Below are 19,982 nucleotides of genomic sequence, written 5' to 3'. Positions count from 1 at the left end.
CGCCTCGTGTCGTCTACGACGCCCGCCTGCGGATCCAGCCGGCCACCAGCGGCAGCGCCACGATGACCATCAGCAGACGCAGGAGCTGGACAGCGGAGATGAAGGTGACGTCGCCTCCGGACTCGGTGGCGGTGGCGAGCACGACCGGCAGCCCGCCCGGCGAGGTGGCGAGGTAGGCGTCGAGGCGGCTCGTTCCCGTCAGCTCCGCGAGCGGGACGGCCAGCAGGCCGCAGAACACCACCAGGAGGACGGCTGAGCCGACGACGGTCACCGCGATGCCTCGCAGCACTCGGACCGTCGAGCGATTGAAGCCGATGCCGGCCTGCACGCCGATGACGACGAAGGCGGCCGTCTGCACCAGGGGCGGAACCGCGGCGCCCTCGAAGGAGCCCAGCACGGTGATTGCGCTGCCGACCAGCAACGCGCCCAGCAGTGCCGGCGAGGGGAGACGCACGAGCCTTCCGAGCAGGGGACCGATCACACCGGCCACAAGGACGAACCCGATGTCGCGGCCGGTCAGCCCGGACAGCAGGGCCGGAGCAGCGGTGGTCGACGTCGAGGTGGCGAACACCTGTCCGACGACCACCGGCAGGGTCACCAGGATCACAAGCACCCGCACGTACTGCACCACGGCCACGATCCGTGGGTCGGCGCCGGCATCGCGGGCGAGCGCCGTCATGGCCGACGCGCCGCCGGCCACGGAGGCGAACGTCGCCGTATTGCCGCTCACGCCGTCGCGGCGCAACAGTTGCCCGAGCGCGATCGACGCACCCAGGGTGAGCACGATGACCCCGATCACCGCCGGCCACGCCGATCCGAGGTCCCCGAGGGCCTGCACGTCGACCTCGCTGGCGACGAGCGCTCCGATCACGGCCTGGCTGCCGCGCACCACGAGGTTCGGCAGCTCAGGCGGACGCGGCGTGGCGAGTGCCACCACCACCGAACCGATCAGCGCACCGAACAGCGCGGGGGTGGGCGCTTCGAGGAGCGTCAGGACGGCGATGCTGGCAGCCACGGCAGCGAGCAGCGCGGCCCACGGGCGGGCAGACGTCATGGCAGCTTCAGCCGTTGATCATGTCGGAATCGACCGGCACCCGGACGACTACGTCGGTGATGACGAAGGAGCTCGTCGCCCGTCTGCGCGGGTACAGGTGGCACACCGGTGGCGCCGCTGAGCGCAGCCTGACGTGGCCGATCTCGGGGGCCCGGACAGTGCTGGGGGGCATGTCGTCGATGGTAGGGCGAAGAAGTGTGCACCGACTCGTTGACACCTACCTACGGCAGTAGGTAGGTTCGTCCCATGAGGCGCATCGACTTGCACTGCTACCCGGGAACCCAGGAATGGGTGGACTCCCAAGGCCCCTTCGCCGAGGCTCTGGCCAAGTACTGGAACAAGCCGTGGGTCGGTCGTCCGGAAGAAGACGTCGTCGCCGACATCAGGGCGCACGGGCTACAAGCCGTGCTGGTCGCCTTCGACATCGAGTCGTTGACCGGTGCCAAACCCTGCTCCAACGAGTCGGTGGCTGCGCTGCGAGATCGCTACCCGGACACCTTCGTGGGCGCCTGGGGAGCGGTCGATCCGCTGAAGGGCGCCGAGGCGATCGATGACGCCGTGAAGGCGGCAGAGCGGGACGGAGTCCTGGGCTTCCACTTCCACCCGATCATGGGCCGCTTCCGGGTCGACGATGAGCAGCACCGGCCGCTGTTCGACGCGATCAACGGTCTCGGTCTGCCGGTCATGGTCGACGTCGGCACCACCGGAATGGGGGCGGGACTTCCGGGCGGCCTCGGCAGTCGGATCGATCACGCCCACCCGATGGCCATCGATGCTCTCGCGGCGAACTTTCCAGACCTCACGATCATCGCCGCCCATCCGGGTTGGCCGTGGGTGGACGAGATGACCGCCGTGGCACTCCACAAGGGCAACGTCTTCTGGGAGATGTCCGGGTGGGCGCCCAAGTACTTCCCCGACCAGCTGAAGGTCGACATCCGCAGCCGCCTGCAGGACAAGATCATGTTCGGCACGGACCATCCGAGCATCCCGTTCGAGCGAGTTCTGCGCGAGTGGGACGATCTGAAGTACAGCGACGAGGTCATGTCCAAGGTGTTCCACGCCAACGCCGAGCGCGTGCTCGGGCTCTGAGAGGGAGGCAACAGATGTCAACGGACCGACCCACCGCCCTCGTCACCGGCTCGGCGAGCGGAATCGGCCGGGCCGCCGCGCTTCGGCTGGCGCAGGAAGGATTCGACGTCACGATCAACTACAGCCGGTCGCGAGATCGCGCCGCCGCGACGCTCGACGAGCTGCATGCGCTGGGCGGACAGCACCGGATGGTTGCCGCCGATGTCAGCGACGACGCCGCGGTGCGCGAGCTGGTCGCCACGGCGGTGGGGGACTCCGGACGCCTCGACGTCCTCGTGAACAACGCCGGCATGACCAGCGAGACGCCGCCGGACGACCTCGAGGGGGTCGACCCCGACGAGTTCGATCGCGTGTTCCAGGTGAACGTGCGCGGGCTCGTCCAGGCGACCCGGGCCGCGGCCCCCTCGCTGCGAGCCGCTGGCGGATCGATCGTCAACGTCGCGAGCATCGTCGGTCTACGACCCGGCCCACAGCCGCTGGCGTATGCCGCGAGCAAGGCGGCCGTGGTCAGCCTGACCAAGACCCTGTCGCGAGTCATGGCGCCCGAGGTGAGGGTCAACGCCGTCGCGCCTGGATGGATTGCCGGCGAGTGGATGGAGCGGACGTTGGGCGACCGCTACGACGATCTGATGGACCGCAGGGCCCGACACACGCCCATGAAGCGCAACGTCACGCTCGACGACGTCGCCGACTCGATCTATGCGCTCGCCGTGCATCACCAGTTCGTGACGGGCGAGGTCGTGGTCATCGACGGTGGATTCACGGCCACGACGTGATGAGTCCCCCCGTGGCTGAGCCGACGACGACCGGGCGACGGACGTCGCGGATCGTCGGGGCGGTGCTGCCGGTGGTGGCCTGCATCGCGGCCGGCTGGCTGCTGTGGGACCTCGCCCGCCTGGTGGGTGTCCTGCCCGACGTCCCGAGCGCCGGATCCATCGTGTGGGGCCTGCTCACCCGCCTCGGCGACGGAACCTTGCTCGGACCGCTCGGAGAAACCGTCACCGCGTTTCTGGTGAGCCTGATCGTCGCCATCGCCCTCGGGATCCCGATCGGCATGCTGGTGGGACGGATCCGCCTGGCCGATGACGCCCTCGGGGTGACCTTCGACCTGCTGCGACCGATCCCCGCCGTGGCGCTCGTCCCTGTGGCCGTGGTCGTGCTCGGGCTCGGACTCACGATGCAGGTCGCGCTGGTCGTGTTCGCCTCGCTGTGGCCCGTGGTCTACAACGCCCGATACGGCGCCCAGCACGTGGACCCGCTGCACGCCGACGCGGCCCGGCTCAGCGGACTGAACCGGTTGCAGATGTTCGTTCGCATCTACCTCGTCGAGGCCCTGCCGTCGATCATGACCGGTGTCCGTCTCGCGGCTGCCGTGGCGGTCGTGCTCACGATCGTGACCGAGCTGGTGGCGTCGGGAAGCGGCATCGGCTACTACGTGTCGACCTCCCAGGACGCCGGTCAGGAGGTGTCGGCGCTCAGCGGCGTGCTGCTCGCCGCGATCCTCGGCACGGTCGTGAACGCGGTCGTCCGAGCCGTCGAGCTGCGGCTCACCTCGTGGCACGTCGATCGGCAGGCTCTCGCATGAACGCGGTCGCGACCCTGTGGCGCGCCGGTCGTGCGCGTCGACTCGTGCTCGGCACCGTGGTGCTCGCCCTGCTGCTGGTCGCCTGGCAGGTCATCGGCGTCCGCGCCATCGTGCCGTTCGTGGTGCCGTTCACCGACGCCTTCAGCGGAGCCATCGATCTCGTCACGGGGCCGCAGCTGACCATCGACGTCCTGCCTTCCGTGGCCAGGGCCCTGGCGGGATTCTTGGCGGGCAGCCTCGTGGGCTACGTGGTCGGCACGGCGCTCGGCGTGGCTCCTCGCCTGGAGCGATGGACCCGCCCGGCGGTGGAGTTCGCCCGCTCGACGCCTGTTCCGATCCTGATACCGGTGGTGTTCGAGATCTTCGGCGCCGACAACGGTGCACGGATCGGACTGATCGGCCTCGCCGTCTCGTGGCCGGTCATGCTCAATGCGATCGACGGCACTCGTGCGGTCGACACACGCTTCGTCGACGCGGCGCGCATCGTGGGATTCAGCCGGTGGGACTGCATCCGCCGCATCTACGTGCCGGCAGCCCTTCCGCAGGTCTTCGCCGGCATGCGCATCGGTCTCGGCCTGGGCATCGTGATGATGGTCGTCAGCGAGATGGTGTCGGCCGACTCGGGGCTGGGGCAGTTCGTCCTGAGGTCGCAACGCTCCTTTGCCCTGCTGGACATGTACTCCGGCGTGCTGGTCCTGGCCGTGATCGGTGGGTTGTTCACCGTCGCCTTCAACCTGGTCGAGCGACGCGTCCTGGGCTGGTACCACGAGCAGAAAGGCATGATCCATGACTGAGCACGGGACACCCGCGAGGTCCGCGGCAGCGCTGAGCGTCAAGGGGGTCCGCAAGGTCTACGGCGGCAGCCAGGGCACGGTCGCGATCGACGACCTCACCTTCGACATCGAGCCCGGTGAGTTCGTGGCCATCGTCGGTCCCTCCGGGTGTGGCAAGACCACCCTGCTGCGGTGCCTGTCGGGGCTGCTGCAGCCCACGTCCGGTGACATCGCCCTCGACTCGATTCCGGTGACCGGGGTGCAGTCGGGATTCGGCGTCGTCTTCCAGGACTACACGCGCAGTCTGATGCCGTGGCTCAGCGTGCGCAAGAACGTCGAGCTCGGCCTCGGCGCTGCGTCGCGCTCGCAGCGCCGCGCCAAGGCCGATGAGGCGCTGGACGCGGTCGGTCTCGATGAGTTCGGCGGTCGCTACCCCTGGCAGCTCTCGGGCGGGATGCAGCAGCGCGTCGCCATCGCCCGGGCGCTGGCCAGCGATCCACGCCTGGTGATGATGGACGAACCGTTCGCCTCGGTGGATGCGCAGACCCGTACGTCACTCGAGTCGATGGTGGTCGACCTGTGGTCGAGCTCGGGCTGGACCGCGATCCTCGTGACGCACGACATCGACGAGGCGATCTACATGGCCGATCGCGTCATCGTGCTGTCCAACCGACCCAGCCGTGTGCTCGAGGTGCTCGACATCGAGCTCGAGCGCCCGCGTACCCAGCTCGAGACCCGCGGTCTGCCCCAGTTCCAGGAGTACCGGCGCCGCATCAACCAACGCATCAGCCAACCGTGATCGATCACTGAGGAGAACACCATGCCGCACCAACCCTTCGGACGCCTGTTCGTCACGCCGGTCCTGCCGTTCCAGGCCGACGGAAGCATCGACGAGCCCGCCTACCGCTCCTTCCTGCGCCGATTCCTGACCGACGAGTACCTGGAGGCCGGCATCGCCCTGATCGCCAACCCCGAGGCCGGCGAGCTGTTCTACCTCGACCGCGACGAGCGCCGTCGTGCCATGGCGATCGTCGTCGATGAGGTCGCCGGCCGGGCCCCCATCGTGGCCGGTGTCGTGGACGTGACCACGGCGGGCTTCGTGCAGGGCGCGAAGGACGCGGCGGAGGACGGCGCAGACGGGTTGTTCATCTTCCCGCCGGTCGGTGCGCAAGACGTGACGTCGTGCTGGAACGCCGACGCCTACCCGGAGATCTTCGTCGACATCCTCCAGGCGATCGCCGCCGAGGTGGACCTCCCGATGATCATCCACCCGGTCGCGCAGATGACGCCGGGCTACGGGGTCGGACTGACGTCGGAGGTGACGCGCACGATCCTGCGCGAGGTGCCCAACGTCGTGGGCTGGAAGATGACCTACAACTACGACGGGTACCGCACGATCACCGACGTGATCCGCAGCCAGGACCGTCCGGTCGAGGTCCTCGGTGCCGTGGCGAAGTACTTCCACGAGAACCTGTTGAACGACTCGATGGACGGCACCTCGTCCGGAGCGTGGAACTACGCCCTCGAACCGATGATGGAGCACATCCAGGCGTGGCGGGCCGGCGACGTCGAGCGTGCCTCGAAGATCTGGAACGGCGGACTGCGGCAGCTGCAGGCCCACGTCTTCAGCGACTTCGGTCGGCTGCACGTCCGCTACAAGACGGCCGCCTGGCTGCGCGGGCTCATCCCCAGCCCTGCGATGCGCCCGCCGATGCCGAAGCCTCGCCGCAGCGAGGTGGCGGATCTCATCGAACTGCTCCGCGCGGCCGACCTCGACGTCATCGACGAGGCGCAGATCAACGCCGAGATGGATCGCCTCGAGCTGTTCTGATCCGTTCCTGCGCACCTTGACAGGACGTGAACCACGTCACTAGATTAATACCTACCCAAGTAGGTACTAAAGGAGTTCCGATGAAGAAGCTACTCAGCGTGGCAGCAGTGGCGTCCCTCCTGGCGCTGGCAGCCTGTGGATCCGGCAGCACCGGCTCCTCCGGCGGCTCCAGCTCGGACGGACCCACCAAGATCACCGTCGCCAACCTGGCGGTGACCAACTCGGCCGGCCTGGTGCTGGGCGTCGACAAGGGCTTCTTCTCCGACGAGGGTCTCGACGTCACGATCGAGAGCCTGCCGGCACCGTCGACGGTGCCGGCAGTGGTCAGCGGCAAGGCGCAGTTCGCCTTCACCGGTGTGCCACCCCTGCTGAACGCGCGAGCCAACAAGCTGCCGATCCAGGCGGTTGCGCCCGCGGCTGGCTACCCCAGTGACCTCGCGGAGTCGCAGATCCGCCTGATGGCCGCTCCGGACAGCAAGATCACCGACGTCAAGCAGCTCGAGGGTGCCACCATCGCGGTGGACACACTCTTCCAGCTGCCGCAGCTCAGCCTGATCCAGGCACTTCAGGCGAAGGGGGTGGACACCAGCAAGATCAAGTTCACCGAGATCCCCTACCCGTCGATGATCGACGCGGTGAAGAGCGGCAAGGTCGATGCGGCCGACATGGGTGATCCCTTCCTGAGCCAGGCGCTGGGCCAGGGCTTCACGGACCTGATCTCGAACGGCGAGGGCTTCAGTCCGGCCGCGACGCAGGTCATCTGGGTCGCCTCGGAGCAGTACATTGCGGAGAACCCCGAGGTCGTGGCTGCCTTCACCCGCGCGGTCGACAAGAGCAACCAGTACGCGCAGGAGCACCTCGACGAGGTCCGCAAGATCGTGCCCACCTACATGGAGGGCACCGACGCGATTGCCGACAAGATCCTGCTCCCGGAGTACACGACCACCATCGACAAGAGCGTGTTCGACATCTACAACAAGCTGCTGGTGGGCCTGAAGGTCATCGATGGACCGACCGACGTCGACGCGGCCATCTACACCGGCAAGTGAGCTGAAAGGATCCACCGCGTGACTCTCGAAGGCATGACGCGATTCCCCGAGCAGGACGCCGCCACCTACCGCGCAGCAGGGTACTGGGACGACCGGCTGCTGATCGAGCACTACGAGGATGCCTTTGCGCAGTACGGCGACCGGATCGCGATCATCGACGATCGTGAGTCGATCACCTACGGCGAGTTGGAGCGCCGATCCCTGGTCGTGGCGCGGAACCTGCACGACCTCGGGATCCGCCCACTCGACCGGGTGGTCGTGCAGCTGGCGAACACGGCCCAGTTCGCCAGCTTCTACCTGGGTCTGCAGCACCTGGGTGCGATCCCGATCATGGCGTTGCCGAGCCACCGCTTCCGTGAAGTCGAGCAGTTCGTCCGGCTTTCCGGAGCGGTGGCCATGGCATCGCCGGTCCGGGGCAAGGACGTCGACTACACCACCATCTTCGATCGCGTGGCAGCGACCGAGCGGTCCCTTCGTCTGCACGTGGTCGACGGCGGCGAGACCGTCGGCGAGAGGGCTGTGACGCTGCAGGACCTGCACGACCTCACCCCTCGGACCTCGGAGGAGCAGGTGCGGGCCTTGCGTGCCGGGCTGGATCCGGAGGATCCGGCGGTCTTCCAGCTCTCCGGCGGCACCACCGGTGTCCCGAAGCTCATCCCGCGCAGCCACAACGACTACGCCTTCAACTCGCACCTCGCGGTCTCGGTGTGCGACGTGCGCGACGGAGACGTGCTGTTGGACGTGCTGCCCATCTCGCACAACCTGCCACTCGCGTGTCCTGGCATGCAGGGCTTCTTGTTTCGCGGTGCCACCGTGTCGCTGGTGTCGGTGCCGCGTTCGGCGACGATCATCGAGCGCATCGCTCGCGACCGGGCTACCCACATGCACGTCGTCCCGGCGCTGCTGATCAAGTTGTTGAACGACCCCGCGGTCCAGGGCGCCGACCTCACCTCGATGCGGGTGATCCAGAGCGGTGGTCAGCGGCTGCAGCCCGAGACGCGGCTGCGTGCGCAGACCGCCTTCGAGCGCGCGACGGTCCAGGAGAACTTCGGCATGGCCGAGGGCCTGCTGATGTTCGTCCGCCTCGACGACCCGGAGGAGGTGCGGCTCGAGACCGTGGGGCGTCCGATCTGCGACCACGACGAGGTGCGATTGGTCGACGAGGAGGGTCTGGACGTCGAGCCTGGTGAGGTCGGAGAGCTGTGGGCCCGCGGGCCGTACACGCTGCGCGGCTACTTCAACGCCGAGGAGCACAACGCCCGCGCGTTCTCGCCGGACGGCTTCTACATGAGTGGTGACCTGATGTGGGAGCACGAGTCGGGCAACTACGTGGTGGCGGGTCGGAAGAAGGACCTGATCAACCGCGGTGGCGAGAAGATCTCTGCTGAGGAGATCGAGAACCTGATGCTGAGCCACCCCGCCGTCGTGAACGTGGCCGCCGTCCCGTATCCGGACGATGTGCTCGGTGAGCGAATGTGTGCCTGCGTCGTGCTCAGGGACGGTGCCACGCTGGAGCTCGATGACCTTCTGGCCCACCTGTCGACGTTCGAGATCGCCAAGCACAAGATGCCCGAGCGACTGCGGGTCTACCAAGAGTTTCCTCTGTCACCCGTCGGCAAGGTGTCGAAGAAGGACCTGGTCGCCGAGCTGCAGGACGAGGTCTCGACAGCCTGATCGGCCGGTGCCTCGTCCGCAGTGGGGATCAGGCCTGGGCGGCCTCTTCGACCAGCTCGACGTTCTCGGCCGTCTCCCCGCGGTACCGCTCGAGGCCCTGCAGACCCGGTCCGTAGGCCGAGACCAGCTGTGGGCCGAAGTCGGCGTAGATCTGCTGGACGTCGATGTCGTGCTTGATGAGGCCCTTGACAGCGGCGATGATCGCCTCGTGCCCCGACCGGACGCCGTGCCAGGTGTGACCGTCGGCGGCGACCGCGTACACGATCTCGGCGGAGTCGACCACCACGGCGACGTGTCGCGCCTGGTGGTGGCGATAGATGGCCTTCTCGTTGCTGGCGTGCCGAAACACCCGGACGCCCTCGATCTGCAGTGGCTTGCGGGCGAAGTCCAGGGCGATGATGTCCACGTCCGACGCTGCGCGCTGGGTGATGACGTCGTGCAGGGCGGCCATCTCGTCCGGGCTGGCCGAGACGTAGGCGCGACGGGTCGCGTGCGACAGCGCCTCCATCGCGGCGTCGATCACGGCCGAGGTGGTGGTGAGGGTCGGCACGGCCACGACGCTGCTGGCGTCGACGTCGGGAGTGAGGTCGCTGGCGGCGGTGGCCGCGTCGCGCCGAGACTGCTCGAACTCCGACTCGAGGCGGCGCAGCAGGTCCTCGGCCGGCACGGCGCTGAACAGCACGGGATCGGAACCGACCTCGATCGCCACGTCTCGTGCGACGAGACGCCGTAGCGTCTCGTACACCTTCGGCTGCGGCACGCCGGTCTTCTTGGCGACGGCATAGCCGGTCTGCGGCTTTGATCCCACCAGGCCCACGTAGCAGCGGGCTTCGTAGGACGAGAATCCGAGGGATTGCAAGGCGCCTGACAGCCGCTCCCCCGGGCTGCTGTCGCGGTTCTCGGGCAGATTCATGTGTGACAGCCTACTGCAGTAGGTAGTGATGCGGAACCACTAGACGCGCTCGATGATCAGGGCCATTCCCTGGCCCCCGCCGACGCACAGCGTCGCCATGCCCACGGAACCGTCGATCTGTTCGAGGGTCGTGAGCAACGTCGTGACCAGGCGCACGCCGGTCATGCCGAACGGGTGGCCCAGCGCGATGGAGCCACCGCGCAGGTTGACCTGGTGCTCGAGGTCCATGCCGGTGGCGCGGGCCGAGGCCAGGACCTGCGCGGCGAACGCCTCGTTGAACTCGATCGCGTCCAGGTCGCCGACGTTCATGTCGGCTGCGGCGAGAGCGCGCCGCACCGCCTCGATCGGCCCGACGCCCATGATCTCGGGCGCGAGCCCGCTCACCGCGGTCGCCACGATCCGCGCGCGGGCGGTTAGGCCCTCGGTTCGCGCGAGCTCCAGCTCACCAGCACGGCGGCGGCCGCACCGTCATTGAGGGGGCAGGAGTTGCCGGCCGTCACGCTGCCGTCCTCGCGGAACACCGGCTTCAGAGAGGCCAGTGCGTCCAGCGACGTCCCGCGTCGGGGTCCGTCGTCGCTGCGGATCGTCTCGCCGTCCGGCCGGGTGATCGGGACGATCTCACGCGCGGTCGATCCGTCGTCGACGGCGGCGATCGCCCGCTGGTGTGACCGGAGCGCCAGGTCGTCCATGTCGGCCCGACTCACATCGAAGTCTCGTGCCACGTTCTCGGCAGTCAGGCCCATCGGGATGTACATGTCGGCCAGGCCGTCGGCCGTCAGGTCCGGGTGCTTGTCCTCCTCGCGAGTGGTTCGCCCCACCTGGCTGATCGACTCGACTCCGCTGATCAGCTGAGCACGCGACTCGCCTGTGGCGATGGCGTGGAAGCCGATACGGATGGCCTGCAGGCTCGACGCGCAGAACCGGTTGACCGTGGTTCCGGGGATGGCGATCGGCAGCCCGGCGAGTGGGACGACGCGCCGGGCGAGGTTGCTGCCCTGCCGGCCCTCGGGATACGCCGTGCCGAGCACGTGATCGTCGAGAAGGGACGGGTCGATCCCCGCCGCATGGACGGCATCACGGACCACGCTGGCCGCGAGGTCGTCGGGGCGTACAGAGGCCAGCGACCCCTTGATGGCGCGGCCGATCGGGCTGCGGCGGGCGGAGGCGATGAGCACGTCGTCCATGGATGTCATACTACCTACATCCGTAGGTATGAAAACAAGGGGTGATGGCGATGCCGGGAGTGCTGACGCACCGTCGCGGGGCAGTGGCGGTGGTCGAGCTCGACGAGCCGCGACGGCGCAACGTGCTGGACGAGTCCATGGTGGGGGCGATCGCCGACGCTTTCGAGACGATCGAGGCCAGCGAGTGGGCGCGGGCGGTGGTGCTGACCGGTTCGGGAAGTGCGTTCTGTGCCGGAGCCCACTTGTCGACGTTGATCGATGCGAGCAGCGGCGCCTTGGACGATGTCCGCGTGGTCTACGAAGGGTTCATGCGAGTGCTGCGTTGTCCGCTCCCGGTCGTGGCCGCCGTCAACGGCCCGGCCGTCGGAGCGGGACTGAATCTCGCTCTGGCCTGCGACGTGCGACTGGCGAGCGAGTCGGCGGTGTTCGACAGCCGATTTCCCGCCCTGCGGCTGCATCCGGGCGGTGGGCACGCGTGGCTTCTGCAGCAGGCGGTCGGGCGACAGCGGGCCACGGTGATGACGGTGTTCGGCCGCTCGCTGTCGGCTCGTGAGGCGTTGTCGGCCGGGCTCGTGCTGGAGGTCTGGGACGACGATCAGCTGGTGGATCGTGCGGTGGAGCTGGCCAGTGGCGTCGACGGGCTGGAGACCGCGTTCGTCACCACCGTCGTCGACACCGTTCGTGCCTCGGCCCAGATGCCGACGCACGCCGAGGCCTTCACGATGGAGTCGGAGCGTCAGCGCGAGTCGACGCTTCGCCCCGAGTTCGTGACGGCAACCCAAGCTCTGCTCGACCGGATCTCATCGAGCTGAACCCGGGCGCCTGACGCGGCGCGGCCCGGTCGGCTCAGAGCCCGAGACGGGCCTTGAGTCCGTCCAGCTCGGTCCACAGCACGGCCGGCAGGGTGTCGCCGAACTTCTCGAACCACTCGACGATCTGCGGGATCTCGGCAGCCCACTCGTCGGTGTCGACGCGCAGAGCCTGCTCCAGCTGGTCGGCGGTGACGTCGAGACCGTCGGTGTCGATGGCTCCGGCCGACGGCACCAGGCCGATCGGCGTTTCGTGCGCCTCGACCTTGCCCTCGACCCGGTCGATGACGTACTTGAGGATGCGGCTGTTCTCGCCGAAGCCGGGCCACAGGAACCCGCCGTCGTCGTCGCGACGGAACCAGTTGACGTAGAAGATCTTGGGGAACTTCGACTCGTCGTTGTTCTTGGCCATCGAGATCCAGTGACCGAAGTAGTCGCCGGCGTCGTAGCCGATGAACGGCAGCATCGCCATCGGGTCGCGGCGCACCACGCCGACCGCACCGGTGGCGGCAGCCGTGGTCTCCGAGCTCAGCGTCGCGCCCATGAAGGTGCCGTGGGTCCAGTCGCGGGCCTCGGTGACCAGCGGGATGGTCGTCTTGCGGCGACCGCCGAACAAGATGGCGTCCAGCGGCACGCCGTTGGGGTCGTCGTACTCGGGCGCGAGCGTCGGGCACTGCTTGATGGGCGTGCAGAAGCGGCTGTTGGCGTGGCTCGACAGGTGGTCGCTCTCGGGTGTCCAGTCGCCGCCCTTCCAGTCGGTCAGGTGGGCCGGCGGCTCGTCGGTCATGCCCTCCCACCACACGTCGCCGTCGTCGGTGAGCGCCACGTTGGTGAACACGCTGTTGCCCTGCTCGATGGTGCGCATGGCGTTGGCGTTGGTGTCCCAACCCGTGCCGGGCGCGACGCCGAACAGGCCGAACTCGGGGTTGACGGCGTAGAGCCGACCGTCGGCGCCGACGCGGATCCAGGCGATGTCGTCGCCGATGGTCTCGACCTTCCAGCCCGGGATGGTCGGCTCGACCATCGCGAGATTGGTCTTGCCGCACGCGCTCGGGAAGCCGGCCGCCACGTACTTGACGACGCCCTCGGGGTTGGTGAGCTTGAGGATCAACATGTGCTCGGCCATCCAGCCCTCGTCGCGACCCATCACCGAGGCGATGCGCAGCGCGTAGCACTTCTTGCCGAGCAGGGCGTTGCCGCCGTAGCTGGATCCGTACGACCAGATCATGCGCTCCTCGGGGAACTGCACGATGTACTTGGTGTCGTTGCACGGCCAGGGAACATCCGTCGCGCCCTCGGCGAGCGGCGCGCCGAACGAGTGGAGCGCGGGCACGTAGTCGGCCTCGGTCTGCTCGATCTTGGTCAGCACGTCCTTGCCGATGCGAGCCATGACGGTCATGGAGGCGACGACGTAGGCGGAGTCGGTGATCTCGACGCCGAACATCGGGTGCTCGGACTCCAGGTGGCCCATCACGAACGGGATGACGTACATGGTGCGGCCCGCCATGCAGCCGTCGTACAGGTCGGTCATGACCTGCTTCATCTCGTCCGGCGCCATCCAGTTGTTGGTGGGCCCGCAGTCCTTCTCGTCGAGCGAGCAGATGTAGGTGCGATCCTCCACGCGGGCGACGTCCGTGGGGTCGGAGGCGCAGTAGAAGGAGTTCGGCTTCTTGTCCTCGTTGAGGCGCTTGAAGGTGCCTGCCTCGACCAGTCGGTCGGTGACCGTCACCCACTCGTCCGGCGTGCCCTCGCACCAGTGGATGTCGGCGGGCTTCGTGAGAGCGGCCACCTCGTCCACCCAGTCCTGGAGCTTGGCGTAGCTCGATCGGTAGGTGGTCGTGATCGTGTCTGCAGACATGTGTGTACTTTTCCTTCTCGCGCATCGCGTCCCCAGCGCATGGGGTCGCACCTCCGCGCCAGGTAGGGGGCGCGGCCAGCTGATGGTTGATGGGTTCGTCACCGAGATGACGATCTGACGACCTTACGCGGACAGACGTGTCCAGAACCATGCCGGACGGGTGAACATGGTCACATCCATGTCAGGTCGCGGTCTGTGGGTGCACCGGATTTTCGCCGCGGGCCGCCTCACGCTAGACTCGCCTGGTTCCGTTCGCGGAGCGTGCGCCCGTAGCTCAACGGATAGAGCATCTGACTACGGATCAGAAGGTTAGGGGTTCGAATCCCTTCGGGCGCACCAGACAGCCGCCGCCACCCACGTGGTCGGCGGCTTCGTGGTCTCAACGGGCGAGCGCCCGATCGTTCGACCGGTGCGTGCCGAGGACCTTTGTCTCGGGTGGCACTGTTGCCGGGCGGCGATCCACTGCTGTGATTGCGGTGCTCGTTCGACGTCGAACGGGTCTTTTGGCCCATTTTCCTGTCCGGGAACGGAAACCGTCGTACCGTGGGTATGCAGTTTTGCCCCTCGGACGGGGGACAGGTGCTGATCGCCGCTTCTCGGACGAGCGCGACGAGAAGGGAGGGCAGCGGTGGCCGAGGCTCTCGATCGGCAGGCCGGAGATCCGGCGCGCACGTCACGCCCGTCGGTGTTCACTGCCTCCCCGCAGGTGTTGGACGTCTTCTGGGCGACGTCCAACTCGATGCTGCTGGTGGCCGACGGCGAGGGCATGCTCACGGCGGTGAACCCTGCCTGGCGACGCATCCTCGGGTGGGCCGTGGAGGACCAGCCCGCACGCGGGTTCGTGGACCTGATCCATCCGGACGACCGACCCGCTCTGCTCGAGGCGATCCGCGAACGTCACGCCGGAGAGGACTTCGAGGCGGTCGAGCTCCGAGCACGGACCACCGGCGGGGACTACCGCCTGATCTCGTGGAACGGCGCCAGCGACGGACAGAGCTGGTACGTGTCCGGGCGAGACGTCACCGACATCCGGCGGCTTGAGGTCGAGTCCCGGGCGCAGTCGGCGTTGTTCGACCAGCTCGACCTCGCCGTGGTGAACGTCGACGCCGACCACAACATCTCGGGGTGGAACGCCGGCGCCGAGAAGTTTTACGGCTGGTCGGCGAAGGAGGCCATCGGCCGACCGGTGGTGGAGCTCGTCAACCCCCGGCCCGTGGCCTTCGTCGAGGGGGAGGGTGACGTGGCGAGTGGTCGTTGGGAGTCCGTCACGAAGGAGGGTGAACGGCGGGTCGCGTAGGTCCGCTGGACCGAGCTGACCGACGGGGATGGTCGGTACGCCGGCACCATGAGCGTCGCGATGGACGTGTCCGCGCACGTGGAGGTCGAGCGGCAGAGCCACGACGCCCGTCGGCGTCTGCAGACCGTCACCGACAGCATGAACGAAGGGCTGTTCGCGCTCGGACCCGATGGCGGCGTGACCCTGATGAATCGCGCGGCAGAGTCGATCCTGGGCTGGTCGATCGACGAGGTGCGCGGCATGCGGCTGCACGACATCACGAGCCACCAGTGGCCGGAGGGGCTCGCCCACGCCTCCGCCCGGTGCCCGATCGGCGGTGGCGGAACGATCACCGGAGCCGATGCGTCCGGTGTCCTGCGGGTGCGCTCGGACACCTTCATCTGCCGTGACGGTCGTTCCGTCCCGGTCTCGTACACCGTGACTCCCCTCGCCGACCCCGATCGGGCCGGCGGCTGGGTGGTGGTCTTCGAGGACGCCACCGGCGCGCGGGCTGCGCAGGAGCGCAAGGATCGTGAGACGCGAGCCAAGAAGTGGACCGAGCTGTTCGCGTCGGCGCTGGCCGACGGGCTGTTCGAGCTGTACGCCCAGCCGATCGTGGAGCTGTCGACCATGACGGTTGCCCAGCACGAGCTGCTGCTGCGTGTCGTCGAGGAGGACGGCTCGGTCTCCGGGCCCCGGGAGTATCTCGCAGCGGCCGAGGAGCACGGGCTGACCGGCGAGATCGACCGCCGGGTCATCCGCGCCGCGACGCGTCTCGCGGCCCGGGGCCGTCCGGTCGAGGTGAACGTGTCGGCAGCCTCGATCGGTGACTGCGCCCTGTTGCGGGACATTGCGCACCACCTGGAGACGTCTGGCGCCGACCCGGCGCTCCTGGTCTTCGAGATCACCGAGACGGCCGTGATCGCGAACGAGGAGGAGGGCCGACGGTTCGTCGAGGGCATCCACGAGCTGGGCTGTCGCGTCGCACTCGACGACTTCGGTGCGGGGTACAGCGGGTTCGCCTACCTGAAGCAGTTCCCGGTCGACTTCGTGAAGATCGACATCGAGTTCATCCGCGACCTGAGCCGGAACGCGGCCAGCCGCCTCGTCGTCGAGGCCGTCGTGACGCTCGCTCAAGGGATGGGCATGAAGACGGTGGCCGAGGGTGTCGAGGATGCTGCCACGCTCGACCTCCTCGTCGAGCTCGGTGTCGACTACGCCCAGGGTTATCACCTCGGGATGCCGGCCCCGTTCTGATCCCTCCCGCTTGTCCTGACAAGGTCCGCAGAGCAGACCCCCGCTCATGAAGAATTCTTCAAGTCGGGTAGCGTGCCGGACACCGCAGTGCCCACCGAGAGGAACTCCCAGATGGCCGACGTCCAGGCAGCGCTCGATGCAGCAGGTCTGACCAACGAGAGCGTGCGCGAGTACGTCGAGCACTGGGCCGGGATCACCGGCGCCGACCGGATCGAGGTCGTCGGCGAGGCCGACGACGCTCGACTCATCGCGGAGTGCCTCGAGGCCGGCGAGCTCATGCCGGCGGGCGAGGGCCGCTACTACTCGCGCAGCTACTTCAAGGACACCGCCCGGGCCGAGGAGCGCACCATCGTCGCCACCAGCGACGAGAGCGACAAGGGCGTCTACAACAACTGGCGTCCGGCCGCGGAGATGAAGGACAAGCTCGTCGGCCTCATGACCGGGGCCTCCGCGGGCAAGACCATGTACGTCATCCCCTACCTGATGGCGCCCAAGGGCTCGCCGCTGGAGGAGTTCGCCGCCGGCGTCGAGCTGACCGACAACCGCAACGTCGTGCTGCAGATGATCCGCATGGCTCGTGTCGGCGTGGAGTACATCAACGACCTCGGCGACTCGTTCGTGCGCGCCGTCCACGTCACCGGCGACCTGGAGAACCTCGGCCAGGGCACCCCGGACGACCAGCGCTACTTCGTGACGGTCGCCGACGAGCGCACCATCCTCCACTTCGGTTCCTCGTACGGCGGAAATGCGCTGCTGGGCAAGATCGCCCACGGCCTGCGCCAGGGCTCGTACGACGGCTGGAAGAACGGCTTCCTCGTGGAGCAGTTCATGCTGCTGGGCATCGTCGACAAGCAGACCGGTGCCAAGTACCACATCTGCGGCGGCTTCCCGAGCGCCTCGGGCAAGACCAACCTCGCCATGACGCTGGCACCCGACGCCCTCGGCGACCGCTACCACGTGGAGTTCTACGGCGACGACATCGCGTGGCTGTGGGTCGGTGACGACGGCAAGCTCTACGGCATGAACCCCGAGAACGGGGTGTTCGGCGTCGCGAAGGACACCAACGAGAAGACCAACCCGACGGCCGTCGACTCCATCGTCGAGGGCACCGGCGCCATCTACACGAACGTCGCGTACAACGCCAAGACCCAGGAGGTCTGGTGGGAGGGCAAGGGCCCGAAGCCCACCGACCTCGACGGCTGGGAGGACTGGAAGGGCGACGTCATCGCCGATCGCGCCGCCGACGAGGTCGACGCCCCGTGGGCGCACCCCAACAGCCGGTTCACCACCACGCTGGCCAACGTCCCGAACGTGGCGAGCGACTTCGAGGACCCGGCCGGGGTCGAGATCCACGGCGTCATCTTCGGCGGTCGCACCCGCGACCGCGAGCCGCTGGTGCGGGCCATCAACGACGTCGCCGAGGGTGTCTACGACGGTCTGACGCTGGGCGCCGAGGCGACCGCTGCGGCCGACGGTCTCGAGGGCGTGCTGCGCTACGACCCGATGTCGATGCGGCCGTTCATGTCCTACGGCGAGGGCGACTACGCCGCCCACTGGCTCGAGGTCTTCGACCGGGTCACGACCAAGCCGATCTTCGCCCACGTGAACTGGTTCCAGCGTGGCGACGACGGCCGCTTCCTGTGGCCCGGCTACCGCGAGAACCTGCGCCCGCTGGTGTGGCTCATGCAGTACAAGAACGGTGAGGTCACCGGGGTCGAGACGCCGGTCGGCGTCATCCCCGCGCGTGACGAGCTGCTGCTGGAGGGCCTCGACGAGCAGGCGCTCGCCGACCTCGACACCGTGCTGACGATCGACATCGATCGCTGGAAGCAGGAGATGACGCACCGCGAGAAGCACCTCGACGGCTTCACCGGTGTTCCCGAGCGGATCTGGGAGGCGCACCGCCGGGTTGCCGCGGCGCTCGACGACGCGTGACCCGCGCCAGGACCGGCCACACGAGAACGGGACCCGAGCACGTCCCGCTCAACCGGGCGAAGGCGGACCTGTTCCGGGCGCTCGGGCACCCGGTGCGCGTCCGGGTGCTCGAGATGCTCGTGGACGGTCCGCGGCCGGTGCACGAGCTCCGCGACGACGTCGAGGTCGAGGCCTCGAGCCTGTCGCAGCAGCTGGCCGTGCTCCGTCGCACCGGGCTGGTCACGTCGGACCGCCGCGGCGGCACCGTCGAGTACACGCTGGCCACGCCCGAGGTCGCCAGCCTGTTGGCAGCTGGCCGCGAGCTCCTGGCGCACGTGCCCCCCGAGCTCGGCGACTGGCTGGCCGAGGACCGGTCAGACTCCTGAGGGCACCGGCTGCCGGTCGTCGCGGCGGGAGTGACGGTAGGCCACGAACGCCGGGACGACCGAGAGAGACGCCAGCGCGATCGTGATCAGCTCGACGTGCTGGGCGACGATGGGGATCACGCCGAAGAAGTACCCGGCCGCCACGATGCCCACGCTCCAGACGGCTGCACCCACGACGTTGTAGGCGGTGAATCGCGCCCGATCCATGCGACCCACGCCGGCGGTGGCGGGGACGAACGTGCGCACCACCGGGACGAATCGGGCCAGGATGACCGCCTTGGGTCCGTGGGTCGCGAAGAAGGCCTGCGCCCGTTCGGCGTTGCCCCGGGAGAACACCCGTGAGTCGGGGCGCGAGAACAGCCGGGGTCCGAGACGTCGGCCGATCAGGTAGCCGGTCTGGTCCCCGACGACGGCGGCCACGAAGACCGCGAGGCCGAGTACCCAGATCGGCAGGTTGATCACGTGGGACGCGACCAACGCACCTGCGAGGAAGAGCAAGGAGTCGCCGGGCAGGAAGAACCCCGCGAGCAGTCCGCTCTCGGCGAAGACGACGGCCATCACCAGCAGCACGGCCGCCGGCCCGAGTGCGAACAGCAGTGGAGTCAGGATGGCGGTCATGAGCTCATCGTCGTGCCGTCAACCTGACTGCCGCCTGACCAGCGCGACGTGTGCCAGCGACAGGAGCACCGCGGCGATGCACCACGAGGCGAGCACGTCGGTGGTCCAGTGGTACCCGAGGTAGACCCGACTGGCCCCGATCCCCACGGCCAGCGCGACGCAGGCCCCCAGCACGAGACACCGGACAGTCCGGCGTGCGACGAGCGGAACGAGCACGAGGCACACCAGTCCGAGGAACACCGCCGAGTTGAGCGTGTGACCGGAGGGGAAGGAGTAGGAGCCGTCGAACGGGCCGAGCCGATCGACCGCCCCGGGACGGGGCCGGCCGAGCAGGAGCTTGACCGACACCGTGAGCGCCGCCGAGGTGGTCATCGTGACGGCGACGACGGCGGCCGACCGTGGACCGCGCCGCTCGAGCGCGGCGACCAGCAGCAGCAGGGCGCCGGCGCCCACCACCACCTCGCTGCCGATCAGGGTGAGGACGTGGGCGACGTGGGTCGACCACGGGTGGCGCATGGTCAGCACGTCGCCGGCCACCCGCGGGTCGAGCCGAGTCAGTGTGGCGTGGGTGTGCACCGCGACGGCGAGCACGGCGAACGCCACGCCGGCCAGCGGTGCGATCACCCACGCGCTGGTGGGACGTCGGTCGGCGCGAGTGAACGTGGCCATGTCATAACTCCTCGTTGAGGCTGCCCGGCGTCAGGGCGGCGAC

General features: G+C 68.3%; 21 protein-coding genes and 1 tRNA gene. 14 read left to right on the top strand and 8 right to left on the bottom strand.

Annotated features, from left to right (window positions below; genetic code table 11):
* Positions 1-13: 13 nt before the first annotated feature.
* A complete protein-coding gene (locus AC0L5F_RS10065; RefSeq protein WP_473313215.1) occupies positions 14-1,054 on the bottom strand; it encodes an AbrB family transcriptional regulator in 1,041 nt (346 codons plus the stop codon).
* A gap of 7 nt (positions 1,055-1,061) precedes the next feature.
* Positions 1,062-1,226: a hypothetical protein gene (locus tag AC0L5F_RS10060; RefSeq protein WP_473313214.1), complete on the bottom strand. Its 165-nt coding sequence runs from the start codon at positions 1,224-1,226 to the stop codon at positions 1,062-1,064.
* 74 nt (positions 1,227-1,300) lie between these two features.
* Between AC0L5F_RS10060 and AC0L5F_RS10055 the strand changes: the two genes are divergently transcribed.
* From AC0L5F_RS10055 to AC0L5F_RS10020, 8 genes are all read left to right on the top strand, one after another.
* A complete protein-coding gene (locus AC0L5F_RS10055; protein WP_473313213.1) occupies positions 1,301-2,143 on the top strand; it encodes an amidohydrolase family protein in 843 nt (280 codons plus the stop codon).
* Positions 2,144-2,157: 14 nt separating this feature from the next.
* Positions 2,158-2,919, top strand: a complete 762-nt coding sequence (locus AC0L5F_RS10050) for an SDR family NAD(P)-dependent oxidoreductase (RefSeq protein ID WP_473313212.1) — start codon at positions 2,158-2,160, stop codon at positions 2,917-2,919.
* An 11-nt stretch (positions 2,920-2,930) separates the two neighbouring features.
* The gene (locus AC0L5F_RS10045) at positions 2,931-3,728 is read left to right on the top strand and encodes an ABC transporter permease (RefSeq protein WP_473313211.1); all 798 of its coding nucleotides are present in this window, start codon (positions 2,931-2,933) and stop codon (positions 3,726-3,728) included.
* Complete coding sequence (locus AC0L5F_RS10040) at positions 3,725-4,522, top strand: ABC transporter permease (protein WP_473313209.1); 798 nt, start codon at positions 3,725-3,727, stop codon at positions 4,520-4,522. Before AC0L5F_RS10045 ends, AC0L5F_RS10040 begins: the two co-directional genes overlap by 4 nt.
* Complete coding sequence (locus AC0L5F_RS10035; RefSeq protein WP_473313208.1) at positions 4,515-5,300, top strand: ABC transporter ATP-binding protein; 786 nt, start codon at positions 4,515-4,517, stop codon at positions 5,298-5,300. The genes AC0L5F_RS10040 and AC0L5F_RS10035 overlap by 8 nt, the downstream gene beginning before the upstream one ends.
* Positions 5,301-5,321: 21 nt before the next feature.
* The gene (locus AC0L5F_RS10030; protein WP_473313207.1) at positions 5,322-6,332 is read left to right on the top strand and encodes a dihydrodipicolinate synthase family protein; all 1,011 of its coding nucleotides are present in this window, start codon (positions 5,322-5,324) and stop codon (positions 6,330-6,332) included.
* A gap of 80 nt (positions 6,333-6,412) precedes the next feature.
* The gene (locus AC0L5F_RS10025; RefSeq protein ID WP_473313206.1) at positions 6,413-7,381 is read left to right on the top strand and encodes an ABC transporter substrate-binding protein; all 969 of its coding nucleotides are present in this window, start codon (positions 6,413-6,415) and stop codon (positions 7,379-7,381) included.
* 33 nt (positions 7,382-7,414) lie between these two features.
* Positions 7,415-9,055: a (2,3-dihydroxybenzoyl)adenylate synthase gene (locus AC0L5F_RS10020; RefSeq protein ID WP_473313205.1), complete on the top strand. Its 1,641-nt coding sequence runs from the start codon at positions 7,415-7,417 to the stop codon at positions 9,053-9,055.
* A 28-nt stretch (positions 9,056-9,083) separates the two neighbouring features.
* Here the strand turns inward: AC0L5F_RS10020 and AC0L5F_RS10015 are convergent, their stop codons facing one another.
* From AC0L5F_RS10015 to AC0L5F_RS10005, 3 genes are read right to left on the bottom strand one after another with little or no spacing between them, the layout of a single operon-like run.
* Positions 9,084-9,968 (bottom strand): TrmB family transcriptional regulator, encoded by an 885-nt coding sequence (locus AC0L5F_RS10015; RefSeq protein WP_473313204.1) that lies wholly within the window; start codon positions 9,966-9,968, stop codon positions 9,084-9,086.
* A 39-nt stretch (positions 9,969-10,007) separates the two neighbouring features.
* Positions 10,008-10,364, bottom strand: coding sequence for a hypothetical protein (locus AC0L5F_RS10010; RefSeq protein ID WP_473313203.1), 357 nt, complete (start codon positions 10,362-10,364; stop codon positions 10,008-10,010).
* A gap of 17 nt (positions 10,365-10,381) precedes the next feature.
* Positions 10,382-11,152: a thiolase family protein gene (locus AC0L5F_RS10005; RefSeq protein ID WP_473313202.1), complete on the bottom strand. Its 771-nt coding sequence runs from the start codon at positions 11,150-11,152 to the stop codon at positions 10,382-10,384.
* A gap of 44 nt (positions 11,153-11,196) precedes the next feature.
* On the opposite strand from AC0L5F_RS10005, the gene AC0L5F_RS10000 reads away from it, so the two are divergent.
* Positions 11,197-11,964, top strand: a complete 768-nt coding sequence (locus AC0L5F_RS10000; RefSeq protein ID WP_473313201.1) for an enoyl-CoA hydratase-related protein — start codon at positions 11,197-11,199, stop codon at positions 11,962-11,964.
* Between the two features lie 34 nt (positions 11,965-11,998).
* Here AC0L5F_RS10000 and AC0L5F_RS09995 read toward each other — a convergent pair whose 3' ends face one another.
* The gene (locus tag AC0L5F_RS09995) at positions 11,999-13,819 is read right to left on the bottom strand and encodes a phosphoenolpyruvate carboxykinase (GTP) (RefSeq protein WP_473313200.1); all 1,821 of its coding nucleotides are present in this window, start codon (positions 13,817-13,819) and stop codon (positions 11,999-12,001) included.
* Positions 13,820-14,082: 263 nt separating this feature from the next.
* Between AC0L5F_RS09995 and AC0L5F_RS09990 the strand changes: the two genes are divergently transcribed.
* The 5 genes from AC0L5F_RS09990 to AC0L5F_RS09970 all read left to right on the top strand — a co-directional run bounded on the left by AC0L5F_RS09990 (position 14,083) and on the right by AC0L5F_RS09970 (position 18,652).
* Positions 14,083-14,158: transfer RNA gene (locus tag AC0L5F_RS09990), tRNA-Arg, on the top strand.
* 289 nt (positions 14,159-14,447) lie between these two features.
* Complete coding sequence (locus AC0L5F_RS09985; RefSeq protein ID WP_473313199.1) at positions 14,448-15,116, top strand: PAS domain-containing protein; 669 nt, start codon at positions 14,448-14,450, stop codon at positions 15,114-15,116.
* A 48-nt stretch (positions 15,117-15,164) separates the two neighbouring features.
* A complete protein-coding gene (locus tag AC0L5F_RS09980) occupies positions 15,165-16,352 on the top strand; it encodes an EAL domain-containing protein (protein ID WP_473313198.1) in 1,188 nt (395 codons plus the stop codon).
* A 111-nt stretch (positions 16,353-16,463) separates the two neighbouring features.
* On the top strand, positions 16,464-18,287 hold the full coding sequence (locus tag AC0L5F_RS09975) for a phosphoenolpyruvate carboxykinase (GTP) (RefSeq protein ID WP_473313197.1): 1,824 nt from the start codon (positions 16,464-16,466) through the stop codon (positions 18,285-18,287).
* On the top strand, positions 18,284-18,652 hold the full coding sequence (locus tag AC0L5F_RS09970) for an ArsR/SmtB family transcription factor (protein ID WP_473313196.1): 369 nt from the start codon (positions 18,284-18,286) through the stop codon (positions 18,650-18,652). Before AC0L5F_RS09975 ends, AC0L5F_RS09970 begins: the two co-directional genes overlap by 4 nt.
* Here the strand turns inward: AC0L5F_RS09970 and AC0L5F_RS09965 are convergent.
* A complete protein-coding gene (locus tag AC0L5F_RS09965) occupies positions 18,641-19,270 on the bottom strand; it encodes a VTT domain-containing protein (protein WP_473313195.1) in 630 nt (209 codons plus the stop codon). The two genes, AC0L5F_RS09970 and AC0L5F_RS09965, sit on opposite strands and share 12 nt — an antisense overlap.
* Positions 19,271-19,288: 18 nt before the next feature.
* Positions 19,289-19,939, bottom strand: a complete 651-nt coding sequence (locus AC0L5F_RS09960) for a phosphatase PAP2 family protein (protein ID WP_473313193.1) — start codon at positions 19,937-19,939, stop codon at positions 19,289-19,291.
* Positions 19,940-19,982: the final 43 nt, after the last annotated feature.

Source organism: Aeromicrobium sp. 10G20-16 (genome assembly GCF_055809665.1).
The sequence above is the reverse complement of the archived record's forward strand: the minus strand, read 5'-3'. Positions and strand labels throughout refer to the sequence as shown.

Excerpts from the sequence above, each read along its gene's own strand:
- AC0L5F_RS10065 (WP_473313215.1), bottom strand. The coding sequence starts at position 1,054 with ATGACGTCTGCCCGCCCGTGGGCCGCGCTGCTCGCTGCCGTGGCTGCC.
- AC0L5F_RS10060 (WP_473313214.1), bottom strand. The coding sequence starts at position 1,226 with ATGCCCCCCAGCACTGTCCGGGCCCCCGAGATCGGCCACGTCAGGCTG.
- AC0L5F_RS10055 (WP_473313213.1), top strand. The coding sequence starts at position 1,301 with ATGAGGCGCATCGACTTGCACTGCTACCCGGGAACCCAGGAATGGGTG.
- AC0L5F_RS10050 (WP_473313212.1), top strand. The coding sequence starts at position 2,158 with ATGTCAACGGACCGACCCACCGCCCTCGTCACCGGCTCGGCGAGCGGA.
- AC0L5F_RS10040 (WP_473313209.1), top strand. The coding sequence starts at position 3,725 with ATGAACGCGGTCGCGACCCTGTGGCGCGCCGGTCGTGCGCGTCGACTC.
- AC0L5F_RS10035 (WP_473313208.1), top strand. The coding sequence starts at position 4,515 with ATGACTGAGCACGGGACACCCGCGAGGTCCGCGGCAGCGCTGAGCGTC.
- AC0L5F_RS10030 (WP_473313207.1), top strand. The coding sequence starts at position 5,322 with ATGCCGCACCAACCCTTCGGACGCCTGTTCGTCACGCCGGTCCTGCCG.
- AC0L5F_RS10025 (WP_473313206.1), top strand. The coding sequence starts at position 6,413 with ATGAAGAAGCTACTCAGCGTGGCAGCAGTGGCGTCCCTCCTGGCGCTG.
- AC0L5F_RS10020 (WP_473313205.1), top strand. The coding sequence starts at position 7,415 with ATGACGCGATTCCCCGAGCAGGACGCCGCCACCTACCGCGCAGCAGGG.
- AC0L5F_RS10015 (WP_473313204.1), bottom strand. The coding sequence starts at position 9,968 with ATGAATCTGCCCGAGAACCGCGACAGCAGCCCGGGGGAGCGGCTGTCA.
- AC0L5F_RS10005 (WP_473313202.1), bottom strand. The coding sequence starts at position 11,152 with ATGGACGACGTGCTCATCGCCTCCGCCCGCCGCAGCCCGATCGGCCGC.
- AC0L5F_RS10000 (WP_473313201.1), top strand. The coding sequence starts at position 11,197 with ATGGCGATGCCGGGAGTGCTGACGCACCGTCGCGGGGCAGTGGCGGTG.
- AC0L5F_RS09995 (WP_473313200.1), bottom strand. The coding sequence starts at position 13,819 with ATGTCTGCAGACACGATCACGACCACCTACCGATCGAGCTACGCCAAG.
- AC0L5F_RS09980 (WP_473313198.1), top strand. The coding sequence starts at position 15,165 with ATGAGCGTCGCGATGGACGTGTCCGCGCACGTGGAGGTCGAGCGGCAG.
- AC0L5F_RS09975 (WP_473313197.1), top strand. The coding sequence starts at position 16,464 with ATGGCCGACGTCCAGGCAGCGCTCGATGCAGCAGGTCTGACCAACGAG.
- AC0L5F_RS09965 (WP_473313195.1), bottom strand. The coding sequence starts at position 19,270 with ATGACCGCCATCCTGACTCCACTGCTGTTCGCACTCGGGCCGGCGGCC.
- AC0L5F_RS09960 (WP_473313193.1), bottom strand. The coding sequence starts at position 19,939 with ATGGCCACGTTCACTCGCGCCGACCGACGTCCCACCAGCGCGTGGGTG.